19 protein-coding genes are annotated in these 19063 nt (G+C 57.1%); 10 read left to right on the top strand and 9 right to left on the bottom strand.

Features of this window, described 5'->3' with window-relative positions; genetic code table 11:
- Window positions 1–30: 30 nt before the first annotated feature.
- The 7 genes from hipB (at window position 31) to yahO (ending at window position 5109) form a co-directional block, all read left to right on the top strand.
- Window positions 31–273, top strand: a complete 243-nt coding sequence (gene hipB / locus HX773_RS20835) for a type II toxin-antitoxin system antitoxin HipB (protein ID WP_176973127.1) — start codon at window positions 31–33, stop codon at window positions 271–273.
- Window positions 267–1580: a type II toxin-antitoxin system HipA family toxin gene (locus HX773_RS20830; protein WP_304623164.1), complete on the top strand. Its 1314-nt coding sequence runs from the start codon at window positions 267–269 to the stop codon at window positions 1578–1580. Before hipB ends, HX773_RS20830 begins: the two co-directional genes overlap by 7 nt.
- A 91-nt stretch (window positions 1581–1671) precedes the next feature.
- A complete protein-coding gene (locus HX773_RS20825) occupies window positions 1672–2238 on the top strand; it encodes a peroxiredoxin (protein ID WP_176973126.1) in 567 nt (188 codons plus the stop codon).
- 15 nt (window positions 2239–2253) lie between these two features.
- Complete coding sequence (locus HX773_RS20820) at window positions 2254–3486, top strand: protein-disulfide reductase DsbD (RefSeq protein ID WP_176973125.1); 1233 nt, start codon at window positions 2254–2256, stop codon at window positions 3484–3486.
- Between the two features lie 17 nt (window positions 3487–3503).
- Window positions 3504–4061 (top strand): sigma-70 family RNA polymerase sigma factor, encoded by a 558-nt coding sequence (locus tag HX773_RS20815; RefSeq protein ID WP_176973124.1) that lies wholly within the window; start codon window positions 3504–3506, stop codon window positions 4059–4061.
- Complete coding sequence (locus HX773_RS20810) at window positions 4048–4677, top strand: NrsF family protein (protein WP_176973123.1); 630 nt, start codon at window positions 4048–4050, stop codon at window positions 4675–4677. The genes HX773_RS20815 and HX773_RS20810 overlap by 14 nt, the downstream gene beginning before the upstream one ends.
- 162 nt (window positions 4678–4839) lie before the next feature.
- Window positions 4840–5109 (top strand): DUF1471 family periplasmic protein YahO, encoded by a 270-nt coding sequence (gene yahO / locus HX773_RS20805; protein ID WP_176973122.1) that lies wholly within the window; start codon window positions 4840–4842, stop codon window positions 5107–5109.
- A gap of 157 nt (window positions 5110–5266) precedes the next feature.
- Here yahO and HX773_RS20800 read toward each other — a convergent pair whose 3' ends face one another.
- Window positions 5267–6334: an SDR family oxidoreductase gene (locus tag HX773_RS20800; protein ID WP_176973121.1), complete on the bottom strand. Its 1068-nt coding sequence runs from the start codon at window positions 6332–6334 to the stop codon at window positions 5267–5269.
- A 100-nt stretch (window positions 6335–6434) separates the two neighbouring features.
- Here HX773_RS20800 and HX773_RS20795 point away from each other — a divergent pair, with 100 nt between their 5' ends.
- Complete coding sequence (locus HX773_RS20795) at window positions 6435–7337, top strand: LysR family transcriptional regulator (protein ID WP_176973120.1); 903 nt, start codon at window positions 6435–6437, stop codon at window positions 7335–7337.
- A gap of 90 nt (window positions 7338–7427) precedes the next feature.
- Here HX773_RS20795 and HX773_RS20790 read toward each other — a convergent pair whose 3' ends face one another.
- The 7 genes from HX773_RS20790 to HX773_RS20760 all read right to left on the bottom strand — a co-directional run bounded on the left by HX773_RS20790 (window position 7428) and on the right by HX773_RS20760 (window position 15641).
- Window positions 7428–8078, bottom strand: coding sequence for a methionine ABC transporter permease (locus HX773_RS20790; RefSeq protein ID WP_061719142.1), 651 nt, complete (start codon window positions 8076–8078; stop codon window positions 7428–7430).
- Window positions 8062–9162, bottom strand: a complete 1101-nt coding sequence (locus HX773_RS20785; protein WP_176973119.1) for a methionine ABC transporter ATP-binding protein — start codon at window positions 9160–9162, stop codon at window positions 8062–8064. The genes HX773_RS20790 and HX773_RS20785 overlap by 17 nt, the downstream gene beginning before the upstream one ends.
- Window positions 9163–9164: 2 nt before the next feature.
- Window positions 9165–9971, bottom strand: coding sequence for a MetQ/NlpA family ABC transporter substrate-binding protein (locus HX773_RS20780; protein ID WP_176973118.1), 807 nt, complete (start codon window positions 9969–9971; stop codon window positions 9165–9167).
- 20 nt (window positions 9972–9991) lie between these two features.
- On the bottom strand, window positions 9992–11353 hold the full coding sequence (locus HX773_RS20775) for an LLM class flavin-dependent oxidoreductase (RefSeq protein WP_176973117.1): 1362 nt from the start codon (window positions 11351–11353) through the stop codon (window positions 9992–9994).
- Window positions 11350–12552 (bottom strand): SfnB family sulfur acquisition oxidoreductase, encoded by a 1203-nt coding sequence (locus HX773_RS20770; protein WP_176973116.1) that lies wholly within the window; start codon window positions 12550–12552, stop codon window positions 11350–11352. Before HX773_RS20770 ends, HX773_RS20775 begins: the two co-directional genes overlap by 4 nt.
- Before the next feature lie 9 nt (window positions 12553–12561).
- Complete coding sequence (locus HX773_RS20765) at window positions 12562–13767, bottom strand: SfnB family sulfur acquisition oxidoreductase (protein ID WP_176973115.1); 1206 nt, start codon at window positions 13765–13767, stop codon at window positions 12562–12564.
- 443 nt (window positions 13768–14210) lie between these two features.
- The gene (locus HX773_RS20760) at window positions 14211–15641 is read right to left on the bottom strand and encodes a hypothetical protein (protein ID WP_176973114.1); all 1431 of its coding nucleotides are present in this window, start codon (window positions 15639–15641) and stop codon (window positions 14211–14213) included.
- Window positions 15642–15865: 224 nt separating this feature from the next.
- Here HX773_RS20760 and HX773_RS20755 point away from each other — a divergent pair, with 224 nt between their 5' ends.
- Together HX773_RS20755 and HX773_RS20750 are read left to right on the top strand one after the other, a co-directional pair.
- The gene (locus HX773_RS20755; protein WP_176973113.1) at window positions 15866–17260 is read left to right on the top strand and encodes an amidase; all 1395 of its coding nucleotides are present in this window, start codon (window positions 15866–15868) and stop codon (window positions 17258–17260) included.
- 118 nt (window positions 17261–17378) lie between these two features.
- Entirely contained in the window at window positions 17379–18332 is a 954-nt protein-coding gene (locus HX773_RS20750) for a helix-turn-helix domain-containing protein (RefSeq protein WP_176973112.1), read from the top strand.
- Here the strand turns inward: HX773_RS20750 and HX773_RS20745 are convergent.
- Window positions 18321–18899 carry an ANTAR domain-containing response regulator gene (locus HX773_RS20745; RefSeq protein WP_176973111.1) on the bottom strand — a complete coding sequence of 193 codons (579 nt, stop codon included), beginning with the start codon at window positions 18897–18899 and terminating at the stop codon, window positions 18321–18323. The genes HX773_RS20750 and HX773_RS20745 overlap by 12 nt on opposite strands.
- Window positions 18900–19063 lie beyond the last annotated feature (164 nt).

The raw sequence follows: 19063 nt of genomic DNA, 5'->3' as shown, positions 1-19063 counted from the left end.
TTCCACATTGATTCCAAATGAGAATAAACGATGATTTATAGTCCGCGTCAACTTGCTAATCACGTCAGGCTCATTCGCCAAAAAAACCAGTGGACGCAAAGTGAGTTGGCAAAAAAAGTCGGCCTTAAGCAAGCCACCATATCTCACTTTGAAAACAATCCCGACCTCACCACGCTCGCGACTCTGTTCAAAATCTTACAGTCACTTGATCTAAAAATGGACGTGCAGGAAAAAGATCAATCAGCTGTAATAGGTCAGGAGAATGACTGGTGAAACAGGAACTGATTGCCTGGATGAACGGCGAACGCGTAGGCATTCTCACGCGCCATACCAACGGAGCGCATACTTTCCAATACGACCCAAGCTGGTTGAGCAATCGCCTTGCCAGGCCTTTATCTCTGTCATTGCCATTACAGTTGCCGGTGATCACATCCGCCGCAGTGCTCAACTATTTTGATAATCTACTCCCTGACAGCCCTTTAGTACGCGATCGCATTGTCGCGCGTTATCACGCGAAATCCCGTCAGCCTTTCGATCTGCTGAGTGAAATCGGCAAAGATAGCGTCGGTGCCGTCATGCTGCTGTCACCGGAAAATACACCCGCTGATTTAGGATTGAATTTCGAAAGGCTGGATGAAGAGAAGTTGGAACGCGTGCTATCGGCTTATCAGGCCGATATTCCGTTGGGCATGATCAGTGAAGAACAAGACTTCCGCATCTCCGTAGCGGGTGCTCAGGAGAAAACAGCGTTGTTGGCAATGGACGATGGCTGGGCCATTCCGCATGGTGCAACGCCCACATCGCACATCATCAAACTGCCCATCGGTGAAATTAAGCAACCCTTTGCCACTTTGGATATGCGTGAAAGTGTCGAAAATGAGTACCTTTGCTTAGCGTTGGCGAGAGAATTGGGATTTGCCGTACCCGATGCCAACATCATTCACGCTGGCAAGATGAAAGCTTTGGCCGTGCAACGCTTTGATCGGCGCTGGAACCACCAGCAGACACAATTGCTACGTTTACCTCAGGAAGACATGTGTCAGGCATTCGGCTTACCGTCAGCACGCAAATATGAATCTGACGGTGGGCCCGGCATCGCCGACATCATGCAATTCCTGATGGGATCCAGTAATGCATTGGCAGATCGCTATGCCTTTATGAAATTCCAGGTATTCCAGTGGCTGATTGGCGCAACGGATGGTCATGCCAAAAATTTCTCTGTTTTTATTGAACGCGGCGGAAGTTATCGTCTCACGCCTTTCTACGACATCATTTCTGTCTTCACCTCGATGGGCGGAAATGGCCTGAATATCCGCGACCTGAAACTGGCGATGAGTTTGAAGGCCAGCAGAGGGCGAAAAAATCAAATTGATAAAATTTTCCCGCGCCATTTTTTAGCCACGGCAAAGCTGGTTAATTTTGATCAGAATCGAATGATTGAGATTATCGATTTCTTTATTGCTGAAATGGCGGGCGCGATTGAGCAAGTGACTCGAACATTACCCAAAGATTTTCCGCAGCATATCGGTGAACAACTTTTTAACAACAGCTTGCAGATGTTAGCGCGCCTGCAAAAATAATTTTCCCCCACCGAAACTTTCCTCCCTGCTCCAGCGAACTGAACTACTGAGGCATCCAAATCGGAACTCCCACACATCGCAGGAGCAGAAAATGAAACGCATCAAATCCCTCGTTTGTACCCTGACCATGACCGCAGCACTGGGTCTTTCCGCCTTCAACGCCGGTGCCGCATTGCCGGTGGGCGCGAAAGCGCCGAACTTCGAACTGCAGGGCGCGTTGGCCGGTAAGCCGTTGACCTTCTCGCTGGAAAAGGCGCTGCAGAAAGGTCCGGTCGTGCTCTATTTCTTCCCGGCGGCGTTTAGCGCGGGCTGTACCATTGAAGCGCACGATTTTGCTGAAGCCACAGACAGCTTCAGCAAAATGGGTGCCACGGTGATTGGCGTGACCGCAGGCAATACCGATCAGGTCAGCGATTTCTCTAAACTCGAGTGCCGCGATAAATTCACCGTCGCCGCCGATCCGGGTGCGAAAGTGGCGGCGCAGTATCAAACCACCATGCAGATGAAAGGCAAAACCCTGTCCGATCGTACCTCGTACGTGATCGCGCCGGATGGCGACATTCTGCTGAGTTACACTGACAGAAACCCGGACACGCATATCGAGAAAGCGCTGGCCGCCGTTAAGCAGTACGACGCATCTCACCCACAAGCTAACTAAGCAAAGAGGCCAGCGATGTTAACCGCCCTGCTGGCCGCCTTCATCGGCGGCATCATTCTGAACTTAATGCCCTGCGTGTTTCCGGTGATCTCGCTGAAAGCGCTCGGCCTGTTGCGCCATACCGATAACGCCGCCAGCGCGCGTCGCGAAGGGTTGGGCTTTTTACTCGGCGTTGTGGTGACCATGATGGCGCTGGCTGGCATCTTACTGGCAGCGCGTGCCGGTGGTGCAGCAGTGGGCTGGGGCTTCCAGCTGCAATCGCCGCTGGTGATCGCCTTGCTGTCGCTGGTGATCCTTGCTGCCGCGCTTAACTTGCTCGGCGTATTTGAAGTGGGCTTATCGGTCCAGCGTGTGGGGGGCTCGGTAGATGTCGGTCGCGGTGCCTTTACGCGCTCGGCGATGACCGGCGCACTGGCAATTATCGTCGCGACGCCTTGTGCAGCGCCATTTATGGCGAGCGCGATCGGTTATGCGTTAGTGCAGCCGCCCGCCGTCGCCTTAGTGATCTTCTTTGCGCTGGCCATCGGCTTCGCCGCGCCGTTCACGCTAGTTTCACTGTTCCCGGCGCTGGCGAAATTCCTGCCGCGTCCCGGTGCATGGATGGATGTACTGAAACGCGGTCTGGCGTTCCCGATGTTTGGCGCGTACGCCTGGCTGGTATGGGTGCTGGCGCAGCAGGCGGGAAGCGCGGCGCTGGCCACCTTGCTGGCCGCTTCCGTGGTGGTGGCCTTCGCCGGCTGGTTGTACGGTATGGCGCAACATCGCCACTTTGCCGGTAAAAGTCACAAGGTGCTGTATGCCGTCACGACGCTGCTGATTATCGCGGTCATCGCCCCGCTGCCGACGCTGATCAAACCCGGCGCAGGCCTGGCGGGCGATCAGCTGACGGCGGAAGTGACCAAAGCCAAATGGACGCCGCAAGCGGTTGAAGCGCAGCGTGGTCACGGCAAAGCGATCTTTGTCGATTTCACCGCATCCTGGTGCATCACCTGTCAGGTGAATGAGAAAACCTCGCTCTCAACCCAGGCGGTGAAAGAGGCCATCGCCAAAACCGGTACGCTGTACATGGTGGCAGATTCCACTAAATTTAACCCGGACGTGGATGACACCATGAGTGAGTTCGGTCAGGGCGGATTACCGATGTATTTGGTTTACCCTGCCGACGGCGGACCGCCGAAAGTGCTGCCGCAGGTGCTGACACCGAGTATTGTGGTGAACGCGCTCAACCAGGCGAGCAAGAAGGCGTAAGAACAACAAGGCGGATTATGCAAACAAGCGATAGCGCGCGCGAAGGTTGGCCCGCGCTAATGGAACAGGCGCAGGCGGGCGATCAGCTCGCCTATACCCGACTGCTGAAAGCGCTGGTGCCGGTGATTCGTTCGCAAACACGCAAACAGATCGCCGACGATGCACTGGTAGAAGATGTGATTCAGGATGTGCTGCTAACGGTGCATCGGGTGCGTCACACCTATGATCCTGCCTACCCTTTTTTACCCTGGCTGCTGGCGATTATCTCGGCGCGCGCCATCGATGCGCTGCGGCGACGTGGCCGCCATCAGCAGTGGGAAGTTAACGACGATATCGTGCCGGAAGCCGCCAGTGCGCCAGACGCACCGCAGCAGGACTCGCAGGAAGAGCTGGCCGGATATCTGCGCCAGCTGCCTTCGCGTCAGCGCGAAATTGTCGAACATGTGCATCTGCGCGAAATGAGCCTGACGGAAGCAGCCGCGCACAACAATCTGAGTGTTGCCGCGGTGAAATCGCTACTGCACCGCGCGCTGACCAATCTGCGCCGCTTTGGAGCCAATCATGACCGATCATGACCTGTTAATTGAAAAACTCGGGCGCGAGATGCGGCCGGTTAAACCGCTGCGTTCCACCGGCAGGCGCGTCTTCGCCTGGCTGCTGCTGGCATTGCCCAGCGGCATTGCCGCCAGCTTTTTGGTGCAGCGCAGTGTCACCGACTGGGCGCAACCCGGCGCGCTGCAGGCGATCTTGCAATTGGTGCTGGCCTTTGTGCTCGGCACGCTGGCAATTCGTAGCGCTTTCAGCATGAGCATCGCCGGACGCCGCAGTATCAGCTGGAAAGCGCTGCTGCCGATTGGCCTGCTGTGGCTCGGCATGAGCATCAGCCAGATTCCCGGTGAAGTGCCGATCGAACATGACAATGACAGCGCGCGCTGCTTTACCTTTTTGCTGGTGGTCAGCACGCCAATGATGGTGCTGATGATTGCCAGCCTGCGCCGCACCCGCGCACTGCATCCGGTGCGCAGCCTGGCGATGGCCGGCTTGGGCGTCTCCTGCATGGCGGTGACGCTGCTGGCATTTTGCCATCCGGTGCATCTGCATCCGCTGGATTTTGTCATGCATCTGGCGGCAATAGCGACGATTGTGGCGATGACGGTGCTGGCGGGGAAACGTTGGGTGACGTTGAAGTGAGTCGAGTGAAAGAGTGCAATGGTTAAGTTAATTTTTTGGTGTGATATGGCTACACAAAAGATTAAAAATCAGCTTACTCACATTGTAAATACGCTATTTCTAAACTATAGAATAATAGCAATATAATTACATCCCCATCAATTACCTCATCCAAGGATACGTATGAAAAAGTTAATTTTTGTATTATTAGCAAGCTCTGTATCTTTCAGCTCACTCGCCGCAGACCTGATGACAAAAGTAGAGTTTGAAAAGGTAAAAGATCAATATGTAGAGGTAGGAAATATTTCCACCTCAGGTGAAACAGATCCCGCCAGCGCCAGAGAGGAACTGTCTAAATTGGCCGATGAAAAAGGCGGCGATATCTTTATCGTAACCTCCGCGAATACCAATAACAAAATACATGGTACCGCCATCGTTTATAAGAAAAAGTAATTTTCTATCTTGCCTCAGCATGAGCTTATCAATATGACTTATGCTGGGGCATTATATTTAATTTCCGATGAGGTTACCGACAATAAAGCTGGCGGTGATTAGTTATAACCTAATTATGCAAAAGCGGCCCATGCGAGCCGCCCGTTTCAATCAATATTTACTGCGGAATCACTTTCTCCGCTTTCAGACGATCAAATAACTGCGTAAATGAATCCAGCGTTGAACGATAACCGGTGAAGCCCGCTTTGCGGCTCTTGCTCATGTCGGTGAACGCTTCCATCGGACGTCCCAAATCCGCGTCGGTATGCCACCAGGATGCCAGTTTAGTGATGTCCGCTTCACGCAGCTGATAACGCGCCGCCACCTCGCGCCACGCTTCGGCGGCATCCTGCATGCGTCCTTCCAGTGGCATCATCTGCGCCGGATAATCCGCCGCTTCCACGCCGAAGTAAGCCGCCAGACGTGGCCACAACCAGCTCCAGCGGAACACATCGCCGTTCACCGCGTTGAAGTCCTGATTGGCCGCTTCTGCCGCAGTCGCGGCCCACAACAACTGTTCCGCCAGTAGACCGGCGTCGGTCACATCAGACACACCGTTCCACTGCTCTGGCGAACCTGGGAAGATAAACGGCAAACCTTGCTCGCGGCACAGCGTGGCATACACCGCCAACGTCTGGCCCATATTCATCGCGTTACCCAGCGCAAAGCCAACGATCGAGTGCGGACGATGCACGCTCCAGCGATAGCCATACTTCTCCGCACCGGCAAACACTTCGTCTTCCTGCGCGTAATAGAAGTTCTCGACCGGCTGGCGTCCCTGCTCTTCGCGGAATGGCGTCACCGGCACTGCGCCTTTGCCATAGGCTTCGAACGGGCCGAGGTAATGCTTCAGGCCGGTCACCAGCGCCACATGCGATCCATTCAGACGCTCGCCCAGCGCTTCAATAACGTTACGCACCATGCCGCCATTGACGCGGATATTCTCTTTCTCATTTTCCTGGCGCGACCAGACGCTAAAGAACAGCGCATCCGGCTGCTCTTCTGCCAGCGCAGCACGCACCGCATCAGCATCCGTCAGATCGGCGGTCAGGCTGCGGCAACCTTCCGGCACTGCGCCACGTCCGCGCGATAAACCGCTGACCTGCCAACCTTCGCGCTGCAATTTTTCCGCCAGCGCACGTCCAATCACACCGCTGATGCCTACAATCAATGCCTGCTTTTGCATTTCAATTCTCCTCAGTTTCAGTAATGATGAGTTTAATAGAGAATTTAATTCCCATCTCTGGCATTAATTCACAGCATTCACAACCTGAGTTCACGAATCCATGCACGATCAGCGCCTGAAAGATATCGTTCCTTTTGTTGCCAGCGTCGAGAGCGGCAGCTTTGCCGCCGCCGCTGAGCGCCTGCATCTCACCGGTTCAGCGGTGAGCAAAAGCGTGACGCGGCTGGAAACCCGCCTTGGTTCGCGGCTGCTGGAACGCACCACCCGCAGCCTGAAACTCACCGATGCCGGTAACGCCTATTACCAAACCTGCTTGCGCATTATGGAGGAGCTGGCAGAAGCCGAAGCGGTGCTGGCGGCGCAGCGCACCATTCCTTCTGGGCGCTTGCGTTTAGCGGTGCCGAACACCTATGGACGCCTCGGCGTGATGCCGCTGCTGATTCCGTTTTGCCACCAGCATCCGGATGTGGAGCTCAATCTGACTTTTTCGGATCGCTTCATTGATCTGTTCGATGAAGGGATTGATGTTGCAGTGCGGATTGGTGGATCGCCGGATCTGCCCACCTCGCTGGGTTGTCGCCAGATGGGCCGCGAACGCATGGTGTTTTGCGCATCACCCGATTATCTGGCGCGCGTGGGTCGGCCCACCAGCGAAGCCGAATTGTTGCAGCATCAGGCGATCATGTATGAACGCGTCGATGGCAGCACGAAACCGTGGCTGTTTACTACGGAAGATGGCTATCCGCACTGGCGCAACCTGCCGCACCGCATGGCGCTGGGTGATGTGGATGCGCAGATGCAGGCGCTGTGTGCCGGATTAGGCGTAGCGCAGATGCCATCGTGGCTGGTACGTGAACCGCTGGCGCGCGGCGAGCTGGAGATCATTCTGCCCGAGCAGCAGCCGGACGGCCTGGCCTTAACGCTGATTTGGCCGCGCCGCAAGCAGTTACTACCTAAAGTGGATGCGCTACTGGCGGCGTTAGAAGGATTACAGATCAGATAGAAACATAAGGTCAAAAGAGCGCGATGAATCGCGCCGCTACCAACCTGTACACATACCGTAGCGGCGCAATTTATTGCGCATTTCTTAATATCAACGGTGATTCAACCGGCGCGATAACCTGTCGCCAAAAAACTGCAGCACCGTCACCAGCGCCACCAGCACCACAATCACCGTCAGCATCACCTGCATATCAAAACGCTGATAACCATAACGATACGCCAAATCGCCCAAGCCACCCGCGCCAATTGCACCGGCCATCGCCGAGGCGTTAATCATCGTCACCAGCGTAATGGTAAACCCGCTCACAATGCCGGGCCGCGCTTCAGGCAGCAGCACATGCCAGATAATATGCCAGCGATGAAAACCCATCGCTTGTGCCGCTTCGGTCAGCCCTTTATCCACTTCGCGCAGGCTCACCTCAGCGATACGCGCAAAGAAAGGCGTCGCCGCCAGCGTCAGCGGCACCACCGCCGCCCACACGCCGTAGGTGGTGCCAACGATCCAGCGGGTAAAGGGAATCAGCGCCACCATCAGAATCAAAAACGGGATCGAGCGGAACAAGTTCACCACCCAGCCCAGCACGCGATTCAGCAGCGGGCTGGGAAACAGATCGCCGCGTCCGGTCACCACCAGAATCACCGCCATCGGCAAGCCCAGCGCCAGCGCCAGCAGCGACGACACGCCCACCATCAGCAACGTATCCAGCAGCCCAATCCATAAACGATCAATAGCCAGTGACATAGCCCGGAATCTCCAGTTGGTCCGCAATCGGGGTTAACCGCGTCCGCGCGGCGTCAGCGTCATGCTGCGCATCGAGCAGCAGCAACATTTGCCCGGTCGGTTTGCTGTCCACCCACTCCACCGCGCTATAAATTAACGTCAGTTCCCCGCCAACCCGCGCACTTAGCGCCGCCAAATCCGGCTGCGCGCCTTGTCCGGTGTAGCGCAAACGCACCAGCAGACGCGAATCACCACTCTCGCGCGTCGGCGTCAGCAGCGGTTGAATCGCATCCGGCAGCGCGCTGAACTGCGGATTGAGCAGCTGTCGCGTGGTCTCCTGTTGCGGGTCGCTATACACCTGCCACACCGGCCCGCGCTCAATGATTTCGCCCTGATCGATCACCGCCACCTGATGGCAGAGATCGTGCACCACGTCCATTTCATGGGTAATCAGCACAATGGTGATGTGGCGCTGCTGATTGATCTTCTTCAGCAGCGCCAGAATCGAGCGCGTGGTCTCCGGATCGAGCGCCGAGGTGGCTTCATCACACAGCAGCAGTTCCGGATCGTGCACCAGCGCGCGTGCAATGCCGACGCGCTGCTTCTGCCCGCCGGACAATTGCGCCGGCCACGCGTGCTGGCGCTGCTCAAGGCCCACCAGCGCCAGCAGTTCATCCACTTTGCGCCGCCGCTCTGCCGCAGGCACGCCCGCCACTTTCATCGGCAGCTCGATGTTTTCGCGCACCGTTTTCGCCGACAGCAAATTGAAGTGCTGGAAAATCATGCCGGTACCGCGTCGCCAATCCACCAGCTGACGATCGCTCAGCGTGCCGAGATCGATACCGTCAATCACCACCTGACCGCGCGTAGGATTTTCCAGCCGATTGAGGCAGCGGATCAGTGTCGATTTACCGGCCCCGCTGCGGCCAATGATGCCAAAAATCTCGCCGCGCTTAACCTGCAGATCGACCTCTTTCAGCGCATCCTGAGTTTGATCGGGATAGCGTTTACTCAAGCCACGAATCTGCACGTGAATTTTCCCTGCCGTCTCGGCCGTCGGTGACAGCAACGCATCGCGCTCGCCGGGTAGCGTCAGGCTCACCATGCTTACTGGCTCCAGCCCGGCTGATACAGCTTGCCGTAGAAATCATCGAGTTTGGCGCGCACCACCGGCGAATGCTGATAGATATCAACGAACTTCGCCAGGCGCGGATCGTTCTGATGACCGTCGCGGATCACGAACTGAATCACGTATTCCGGATGTTCCAGGCCATCAAACAGCAGCGCATTGTTCGGATCGATGGTCTTCGACAGGCGCAGATAGTGCGGATAACCCTGCGCTAAATCGACTTCATCCAGCGAACGCGACAGCTGCACCGCTTCCACTTCGATAATCTTCAGATGCTTCGGATTGCTGACAATATCATCCACGGTAGATTTGAGGCCCGCGCCCGGTTTTAAGGTAATCAGCTTAGCTTTTTGCAGCAGCAGCAGGCCGCGCGCGCCGTTAATCGGATCGTTGGCAATCGCCACCGTGCCGCCATCGGGAATCTGGTCAATCGCGGTATGTTTCTTCGAATAGAGGCCGATATTGTTAATGATCGCTGGCGCGAACGGCACCAGATGGAATCCGCCCTGCTGATTGGCGTTCTCCAGGAACGGTTTGTGCTGGAAAAGGTTCACATCGATATCGCCGTTTTCCACGCTGACGTTCGGCGCGGTCCAGTCGGTGAACTCCACCAGCTCAACGTTCAAACCCTGTTTTTTCGCCTCGGCCACCGCGGTTTCCAGCGGCGGCGCAAAGGCCGCAGTAGTACCGACTTTCAGTGGTCCGCTGTAGTTTTCGGCGGCGACGGCGCTAAACGCCAGCAGTGCGACGCTGGCAGCCAGCGCAAAATGACGTGCAATTTTCATATCAGATCCCTGAGGTTAAATTAACGAAGGTTAACGCCGTCGCGCCAGCGCGCCGCCGGATGGCGATCGGGCAAGCGGTCCTGCTGTTGAAAAATTTTCTGCCGAAGCGAACCGGGCTGATACGCGGTCTTGAAGCGGCCGCGCTGCTGTAATTCCGGCACCACCAGATCGATAAAATCGCGGTAACTTTGTGGATTGAGGATGCGCGTCAGGTTAAAGCCGTCGATATCGCCTTCATCGATCCACTTAATCAGCGCATCCGCGACCTGGCTCGGATTGCCGACGATCAGCGGATAGCGGCTGCCCATCGCGTGCTGCTCCAGCAAACGACGGCGCGTCCAGCCGCTGAAGGCTTTGCTCACCGATTCTATGGCGCGCGTGTCGCCGGTCTGAATCGGCTCATCGAGTTCGAACGCCGCCAAATCCAGGCCAATCGAGCTGGAAAAATGCGCGATACCGGCTTCCGGGCTGGCGTATGCGAGGTAGCTTTGATGCTTCTCCTGCGCTTCGCGTTCGGTGGGCGCGACAATCACGCTGACGCCCATAAAGATGCGCAGATCGTCAGGATGACGTCCGGCCTCCACCGCCGCCTGACGCAAGCGCGTTGATTGCTCGCGCATCGCTGCCGGTGACGCGGCATTCACAAAGCTGCACTCGGCGTGACGTCCGGCAAACTGCACGCCGCGCGCCGAGGAACCGGCCTGGAACAGCAGCGGCGTGCGCTGCGGCGACGGGCTGCTCAGGTGATAACCCTGCACCTGATAGAACTCGCCCTGATGATTGATTTCATGGATTTTATTGGCATCGGCGTATTGGCGATTGGCTTTATCCTGCACCAGCGCATCATCCTGCCAGCTGCCTTCCCACAGCTTGTAGGTGACATCGAGAAACTCATCGGCCTGATCGTAGCGGCGATCGTGCGCCAGCAGCTGTTGCTGGCCCATGGCACGCGCGGCGCTATCAAGATAACCGGTAACGATGTTCCAGCCGATGCGCCCTTTGGTCAGGTGATCGAGCGTGGAAAGGCGGCGCGCGAACGGATACGGCGCTTCATAACTCAGGTTGGCGGTGACGCCAAAACCCAGATGCTGCGTAACGCTGGCCATGCCGGAAATCAGCATCAGCGGATCGTTCACCGGCAGCTGAATCGACTCTTTGGCGGTCAGGCCAATGCCTTGCTGATAGACGTCATACACGCCGAGAATATCGGCGATAAACAGCCCATCAAACAGCCCGCGCTCCAGCAAGCGCGCCAGATCTAGCCAGTAATCCAGCGAGTTGAAATCCACCGAGCGATCCTGCGGATGCGTCCACATACCGTGATGAATGTGCCCAACGCAGTTCATATTGAAGGCGTTAAGCAGAATCTGTTTTTGACTCATATTGTCCCCCGACGCGGCGGCAACACGCCATTCAGCAGGTAGTTGCCGATTGCCGGATATTTCCAGCGCACCGGATCGTGCAAGGTGTGGGTGCGCGCATTGCGCCAGTGACGGTCGAAGTTATGCTCGCGCAGGCTGGAACGCGATCCGCCGAGTTCAAACAGCAAGTTACTGGCCTCGAGCGACACGTCCGTGGTCCAGGCGCGCGCTTTCGCCACTTCCACCGACGCCAGCGCCACGTTTTCAGCGCTGGGGTCGCGCTGCGCCACGTCAACCGCATCACCCGCAATCGCCAGCAGCGCATCACCTGCACTCAAACGTGCGGCCAGACGACCGGTACGATCGAGCGTCAGCGGATCGTCGCTGGCACGATCCACGCCGCTGTCCGGCCACGGCCGCGCGCGCTGACGCAGGAAATCGAGCATGTCGTCAAACGCCGCCCGCGCAATGCCCTGATCGATAGCGGCATGCATTATCTGCGCGAATGGTCCAACGGTGCTCGGATGCTCAAACGCCGTCTGGAACGGCACCACATCTTCCGGCGCAATCGCCACGTCGCGGAACTGCACGCTGCCGCTGCCGGTGGTGCGCTGACCAAAGCCGCTCCAGTCATCAATCACGTTGACGCCGTGCTGATGGCGCGGCACAAACACCAGCTGCTCTTTGCCATCATCGGCAATCGCCAGCGTCGGAATGCGGTCGGCATACAGCGCGCCGGTGCAGTAAAACTTGTTGCCGTTGAGGCGCAATCCTTCCGCCTGCTGCGAAACCGCCGTAGAACGCTGATGCGCGGCGGGCGAACTGAATTCCGCCAGCGCATTGCCGTGATGCACGCCATCCAGCACTTCAGCGTAGAGCCGCTGTTTCTGCGCCTCGCTGCCGTTGATGCGCAACACTTCCAGCGCGTAAAAATGGTTCTGCGGCACCTGACCAATCGAACCGTCGGCGGCGCTCAAAAGCACGAAAATCTCTGCCAGTTCGGCGCTAGAAATCTCAATGCCGCCAAAGTCACGCGGAACGGTGATGGCGCCGAGCCCGGATTGAAACAGCTGCTGTAACTCGGTGTGCGGCAGTTCACGTTCGCGGTCGCGCTGGGCAGAACCAGCACGAAAACGTTCCGCCAGCTCCTGCGCGACCTGCAACGCCTGCTGGGCATGAGTGATGCGCGTCGCGCGCTGTTTAGGCGATACCTGCGTCATGGTTGCTCCTTAAATCCACGCATGACGCGCAGGCAGCGCATCATTGAGGTAATAGTTGCCGATGGCATGAGTTTTCCAGCGCACCGGATCGTGCAGCGTGTGGGTGCGCGCATTGCGCCAGTGACGATCAAGACCGTGGCGCAGCAAGGTGCCGCGACTGCCGCCCCACTCCAGCAGTTTCTCGCTGGCCCGCAGTGCTACTTCGGTGGTCAACACTTTGGCTTCGGCTACCGCAATCGATGCGCGCGCGCAGTTTTCGGCGGTCAGCGCCTGTTGATCGATGCTGTCGAGTACGCGGGCAGCACGCGTCAGCAGCGCATTGGCGGCGCTCAGTTCAGTGCTGATGCGGCCCACATCGGCGAGGATGTACGGATCGTCAGCATTGCGGCTGACATTGGCATCCACCCAGGGTCGCGAGCTGCTGCGCACAAACTCCAGCGCCTCATCCAGCGCGCCTTGCGCAATACCCGCATCAATCGCCGCCTGAATGAGCTGAGAAACTGCGCCGCGCAGCGTCGGTTTTTCAGCGGCGGGCAGCGACATCAATAACGCCGGATCAACCACAACCTGTTGCAGCTTCACCGTGCCGCTGGCGGTAGTGCGCTGGCCGATACCGGACCAGTCATCGATAATCTCCACGCCCGGCGTCGGCAGCGGAATAAAGGCCATTTTCGGCTGCTGATCGTGCATCGCCGTGGTGACCAGAATGTCGGCGAACAGCGCGCCGGTAGAGTAGAACTTCTCGCCGGTGAGCTGCACGCCTTGTGACGTTGTCACCAGCTGCGCCTGCACATCGCGCGTGTGTTTGGTGTTTTTCTCCGGCCCGCCGTTGCCCAGACGCTTGCCCTGCACCACCGCGTTCAGCAGCTGCTGCTGTTGCGCCGCAGAACCTTCGCCAAGGATGAACTGGATCAGACCAAAGTGGTTTTGCGGGATTTGCCCCAGCGACGGATCGCTGGCGGAGATCAGCCGAAACACTTCGGCCATGGTTTGGTACGACAACCCTGCGCCGCCAAATTCGCGCGGCACGCTGATGCTGCCAAGTCCTAATGCGGTGAACTGGTTGAGCAGCGCGATGGGGTAAATGCGCTGTTGATCGCGCTCGACTGCGCCGCCTTTCGCCTGTTCGGCCAAATGGCGTGCGGCGGCGATGGCTTCTTCATCGCTGTTGAATACCGCCGCACGGTTAATAATCTCGTCACTGTTTTGCGTCATAGCTGATTTCACTTTTACTGCACAGCGAATAGTAAGCCTGCACTGAAAAACTCAGCAGGCCGTGGAATTAATAACGGATTGAAAGCGATGATAATCAGCGGGGTTAAAGCAAGTAAATAGCGCGGTTATGCTATATCCGGCAATGCGTTGCCATTATTAAGCTATGGATTTATTTAAGCACAACAACAGGCTAGCGGCGGCGCTGCGGGCAATTAGCGAGTATAAAAAAGCGGCGAGTAATTCTTAAGATCAAATAACGCTAAGAAAAGTTTAATTCCGCAAATAATGATGTTTGCACATACTCGTAGCGGCGCAATTTATTGTGTAATGCCGATCAGTTAAGCACCGCATCACATCACCGCACATTCCGTAGCGGCGCGATTTATCGCGCAATGAATTGCGCCGCTACGGTGCTGTGCGAAGTTTAATAGCGGCGCGGAATGTTAATTATTTAATTGCGCATCAAATTGCGCGGCGGCGAAACTTCGGGTGGATTCACTTTTCACACTATGCGGAATCTGCACGCTATCGATCAACTTCGCCAGCTGATAGGTTTTCACCGTCTCATTTTGCGTCAGTTGCTGCGCATAATTCGCGGTCAAATCCCCTTTCTTATTCTGCGTCACCGACGTCTGGCTGCGCTCTTCATCATCGATCAAATGATACTTATAGTTTTGCGACGACTTCTGTTCAGTCACCTTCGCCGCTGAGGCAGAATCCAGCGCGGTGTGGAAGCTGGCCTTGAGTTTAAACAGCGTTTGCTGGGTCAAATCCTGGGTATCACCATGCGTTTGCGCAGCGGTTTTTTGCGCCACGTTCAGGGAGAACGTGTCCTGCTCTTCCGGCTTATACGGATTGCCGGACACCGGCGTCTGCTGATAGCTCGCCGAGAAGTCCGCCAGTCCGCTGATCGCGCCGTTCTTCGCCGCGTTGGCATCAATCGACTTCACGCGCTGCGTATTGATGCTTTCAGCCGCTTTGCCTTCGGTGGTATTGAGCGCGCGGAAGCTGTCTTTAAACAGCGTCAGCATGTCGCTATCGCCGTGACCACGTGAAGCTGCCTGATCAAATTTGCTGCTCCACTGATCCAGCGCCGCCGCCTGCTGTGCCACGCTGCCCGCTTGCGTCAGTTTCGAGACATCGGTATCGAGTTTAATGCTGACATCGCCGTTGTGGAAGCCAAGCCAGCGCTCCTGATCGTCGGCATGCAAGTTCAGCGACTGCGTGACATTATTGCCATTACGCAGATCGGTCTTCAAATCGACGCTTTTCAACACGGAACTATCGAACTTCATCAGATCGCTGATATCGAGTTTGGTGGTGCTGCCATCCAGGCCATCTAACGCCTTCTGCAAACCGGCGGATAGCTGCCCCATCGCCGCCGCTTCATCGTTGCTCAGCTGGCCGCCGCTGGTTTTCAGCTCCACCACCATGCCGCCTTGCTGACGCGTCATCTGCAAACTCACCTGCACGCCAGATTGGGTAGTGATGGTCAACGCCAGCGCACTTTGGCTGCTGCTTTGCGCACCGTTCAGCGCTTCCGTCGCTGGCACGCTTAAGGTCACGTCGCCACGATTACTGGCCAGATTACTCAACAAGGTGCTGCCTAGACCGTTCATGCCGACGCCGCTGGCATGCGCGGCACCGTTGAGCTGCGCTTGCAGGCTGCTGGTGACATCGACGGAACTCTTAACTTGTGCGGGCTCGATTTTGTAGATCGCAGCGATGGCGTCACTCGCCTCGCTGAAGGTGACTTTGGTCGACGCTTCCGCCGTCAGAGCGTTTTGCGCGGATTTGTTGTTCACCGCTGGCGTCACCACCGCATTCGATGCGATTAAATTTCTCAGTACGCTGCTGCCAATCCCATTTAGCATGAAAATAATCCTCGTTGTGTACTATTCCTAAGAGTTATCGGCGTATTAGTGAGCAGCTTTAGTCACCTTTACATTATTCGGTCGCCATAAATGGCGACCTTCTCAAAACAACTGCCCAACCTGGCATTCCAGACATACCATCTGTCCGCCTAAACACAGCCGCACTTCACGCAGTGACTTAGGTTATTCATCAACACATCTCTCACTCACGGGGTAAGGTCACGATGGATAACCTGCATTACAAAAGCTTGCTGGAAATTGGCCGCTTGATTCAGTCGGGCGAAATCTCTTCGGTAGAGGTCACGCAAACCCTGCTGACGCGCATCGATACGCTCGATCGCGACTTACACAGCTACTTCTACGTGATGCGCGACAGTGCGCTGCAACAGGCGGCGGAAGCCGACGCCGAAATAGCCCAGGGCAAAATGCGCGGTCCGCTGCATGGCGTACCCATCGCGCTCAAAGATCTGATCTGGACCAAAGACGCGCCCACTAGCCACGGCATGATCATCCACAAAGATCGTTACCCATCAGAAAACTCCACTGTGGTGGAGCGCTTCCGCGAGGCGGGTGCGGTGATTCTCGGCAAACTGACGCAAACCGAAAGCGCCTTCGCCGATCACCATCCCGATATCACCCGGCCAAATAATCCGTGGGGCAGCGCGCTGTGGACCGGCGTCTCCTCCAGCGGATCCGGCGTCGCCACCGCCGCAGGTTTATGCTTCGGCTCAATTGGCACCGATACCGGCGGATCGATTCGCTTTCCCTCCAACGCCAACGGCCTGACCGGCATTAAACCGACGTGGAGCCGCGTCACGCGTCACGGTGCCTGCGAACTGGCGGCATCACTGGATCATATCGGCCCGATGGCGCGCAACGCCGCCGATGCCGCCGCCATGTTGCAAGCCATTGCCGGTCGCGATGATAAAGATCCCACTTCCAGCAGCGAGCCGGTGCCGGATTATCTGGCGCTGATGACGCGCGGCATCAGCAAAATGCGCATCGGCATTGATAAAAGCTGGGCGCTGGATAAAGTCGACGAGGAGACGCGCGCCGCGCTGCAATCGGCGATCGCCACCTTGAGTTCGCTCGGCGCGACGCTGGTGGATATCACCTTGCCCGATACCGAAAAAGCCGCCGCCGAGTGGAGCGCACTCTGCGCTGTGGAAACCGCGCTGGCGCATCAAGAGACTTATCCGGCGCAGAAAGAGCAATACGGTCCGGGCCTGGCGGGTTTGCTGGATCTCGGTCACAGCGTCACCGCGCTGGAGTATCAGCGTTTGCTGCTCAGCCGTGCGGCGCTGCGCGGCGATATCTCCGCGCTCTTTACTCAGGTTGATCTGATTCTGGCACCGGCTACCGCGTATGCCGGATTAACCTGGGACACCATGACCCGTTTTGGTACCGATCAGGCACTGTTTAACGGCGTACTGCGCTATACCAGTGCATTCGACGCCAGCGGACATCCCACCATCACCTTGCCGTGCGGCAAAACCGCAGGCGGCGCGCCGATTGGCTTCCAATTAGTGGCAGCACATTTCGCCGAAACCACCATGATTCAGGGCGCGTGGGCCTTCCAGCAGGTCACCGACTGGCATAAACAGCATCCTGCGTTATAAATCTGCGTTCTTTACCGCCCCGATAGCTTCGGGGCGGTCATTTCACCCGCTCATGGCCTGAAACTTGCTTCAACTCCCTGACTTCCGCCCTTTTTCGCCATGTTTAGGGGATGCTGATATGAAAGAGCTTTTCACCACCGACGATCTCGATAACCGTCATCGCTTCGATGCCTGGCGTGATGCGGTGTGTTCACGTCTGATCAAAGCCGAAGCGCGACAGATGCATTCGGGCACTTTTTCCGGCAGCTTTGCCTATTCGATGCTCGGTCACATGGATATTGCCAATCACGTATCGCACACCGCGCTGATGTGGCAACGCACGCCGGAGTGCATCCGCCGCCATCCTAATCACGATTTCTATCTGGGCTACGTGTGCGCTGGCAGCGGCACGCTGCGGCAGAATGGCCATCAATCACGCGTCAGCGCTGGCGACGTGGTGATTTACGATGCCGCCACGCCGTTTGATTTTGCGATGGAGAAGGTGGCGATCAATATCGTGCATCTGCCGCGTCACATCATGGAGAAGGAAGCGCCTGCCACCGCCAAACTGGCGGGAAAAACGCTGGATCTCACGCGCCCCGGCATGGCATCGCTCAAACTGCTGCTGCAGGAAGCGTTCGTGTTTAATCCCGACCACGAGAACCCGTTTCTGGCCGAGCAGTTTGCCAACACGCTGCTGAATATGATTTCGGTGAGCGTCAATTTGCAGCACAGCGAAGAGGCGCTGAAGCCGGATCTCTACTCACGCGTGGTGAGTTTTCTGCGTCACAACCTGCAGGAGCCAGAGCTGTCGGTGGCGCAGATCGCCAATGTGCATCACGTCTCGCCGCGCACCATCAGCCGGGTGTTTGCCGCGCACGGCACCACGCCGATGAACTTCCTCTGGCAGGAGCGTTTGCAGGCGTGTCATCGCATTCTCGCCGAAGGCAAAGCGCGCAATATCACCCAGGTGGCGTTGGATCACGGCTTCAGCGATATGTCGCACTTCAGCCTGGCGTTCCGCAAAGCTTTTGGTTACACGCCCAGCAGCCTGCTACGGCTGCCGGACGCGCCAGCGCCGTTACTTTTGTAGCGTGGTGATTACGCGCTCGGCGGTGTATTCCATGCTGCTACGCGTGTTCATCGCTTCACTGCGCATTAAGCGATACGCCCCCGATTCATCCAGCCCGAAGGTTTGCATCAGCACACCTTTGGCCTGCGCCAACCTTTCTCCGCGCGCTTTACGCGCCTGCTGCATCGCACGCAACCGCTGCTGATGACGCACGGTTTGTAGCGTGCCGATCATCTGCACAATCAAGGCAAACGGATTGAGCTCACGCTCGGCGATAGCGTTCGGCTGGAGTTGCAGCAGCAGCGGAAACAGCCGCGCGTTGTGGCTATCCGCCAGTGCGATGAGGGGAATATCCCTTTCGCGCGCGCTGTTGAACAGAGGGGATAACAGTGGCTGCTGATGTACTTCTATCGCCACCAGCAGCAGTTGCGTATCGGCGGGGATTGACGCTGCTGGCGGCCAGCTGTGCTGAGCGTGACAGCCCAACTGCGTCAGCGAGGCGCAAAACGCGCGCACGCTCTGTGAATCAGGATGGAAAATATGCAGCCGGACACCAGAAAGCGTTGCCAGTAATGATTGTTCAGTCATGGTTCACCCTATGCGCATCCCGAATGAGGAAGCCTCACAGTAAGCGAGCGGATGGGTTAACGCTTTGCTGATGCTGCCGGGTGCTGTGTCAGGGCGGACAATGTCCTCTGCGCGCTGATGCCCTCACCCCGGCCCTCTCCCACAGGGAGAGGGAGACGCTGCCA

Source organism: Pantoea sp. B9002 (assembly GCF_013385945.1).
GTDB lineage: Bacteria > Pseudomonadota > Gammaproteobacteria > Enterobacterales > Enterobacteriaceae > Pantoea.
This window is presented reverse-complemented; position numbering and strand designations above follow the sequence as displayed.

Coding starts and splice junctions, on each gene's coding strand:
- hipB (WP_176973127.1), top strand. CDS start 31: ATGATTTATAGTCCGCGTCAACTTGCTAATCACGTCAGGCTCATTCGC.
- HX773_RS20825 (WP_176973126.1), top strand. CDS start 1,672: ATGAAACGCATCAAATCCCTCGTTTGTACCCTGACCATGACCGCAGCA.
- HX773_RS20820 (WP_176973125.1), top strand. CDS start 2,254: ATGTTAACCGCCCTGCTGGCCGCCTTCATCGGCGGCATCATTCTGAAC.
- HX773_RS20815 (WP_176973124.1), top strand. CDS start 3,504: ATGCAAACAAGCGATAGCGCGCGCGAAGGTTGGCCCGCGCTAATGGAA.
- HX773_RS20810 (WP_176973123.1), top strand. CDS start 4,048: ATGACCGATCATGACCTGTTAATTGAAAAACTCGGGCGCGAGATGCGG.
- yahO (WP_176973122.1), top strand. CDS start 4,840: ATGAAAAAGTTAATTTTTGTATTATTAGCAAGCTCTGTATCTTTCAGC.
- HX773_RS20800 (WP_176973121.1), bottom strand. CDS start 6,334: ATGCAAAAGCAGGCATTGATTGTAGGCATCAGCGGTGTGATTGGACGT.
- HX773_RS20795 (WP_176973120.1), top strand. CDS start 6,435: ATGCACGATCAGCGCCTGAAAGATATCGTTCCTTTTGTTGCCAGCGTC.
- HX773_RS20790 (WP_061719142.1), bottom strand. CDS start 8,078: ATGTCACTGGCTATTGATCGTTTATGGATTGGGCTGCTGGATACGTTG.
- HX773_RS20785 (WP_176973119.1), bottom strand. CDS start 9,162: ATGGTGAGCCTGACGCTACCCGGCGAGCGCGATGCGTTGCTGTCACCG.
- HX773_RS20780 (WP_176973118.1), bottom strand. CDS start 9,971: ATGAAAATTGCACGTCATTTTGCGCTGGCTGCCAGCGTCGCACTGCTG.
- HX773_RS20775 (WP_176973117.1), bottom strand. CDS start 11,353: ATGAGTCAAAAACAGATTCTGCTTAACGCCTTCAATATGAACTGCGTT.
- HX773_RS20770 (WP_176973116.1), bottom strand. CDS start 12,552: ATGACGCAGGTATCGCCTAAACAGCGCGCGACGCGCATCACTCATGCC.
- HX773_RS20765 (WP_176973115.1), bottom strand. CDS start 13,767: ATGACGCAAAACAGTGACGAGATTATTAACCGTGCGGCGGTATTCAAC.
- HX773_RS20760 (WP_176973114.1), bottom strand. CDS start 15,641: ATGCTAAATGGGATTGGCAGCAGCGTACTGAGAAATTTAATCGCATCG.
- HX773_RS20755 (WP_176973113.1), top strand. CDS start 15,866: ATGGATAACCTGCATTACAAAAGCTTGCTGGAAATTGGCCGCTTGATT.
- HX773_RS20750 (WP_176973112.1), top strand. CDS start 17,379: ATGAAAGAGCTTTTCACCACCGACGATCTCGATAACCGTCATCGCTTC.
- HX773_RS20745 (WP_176973111.1), bottom strand. CDS start 18,899: ATGACTGAACAATCATTACTGGCAACGCTTTCTGGTGTCCGGCTGCAT.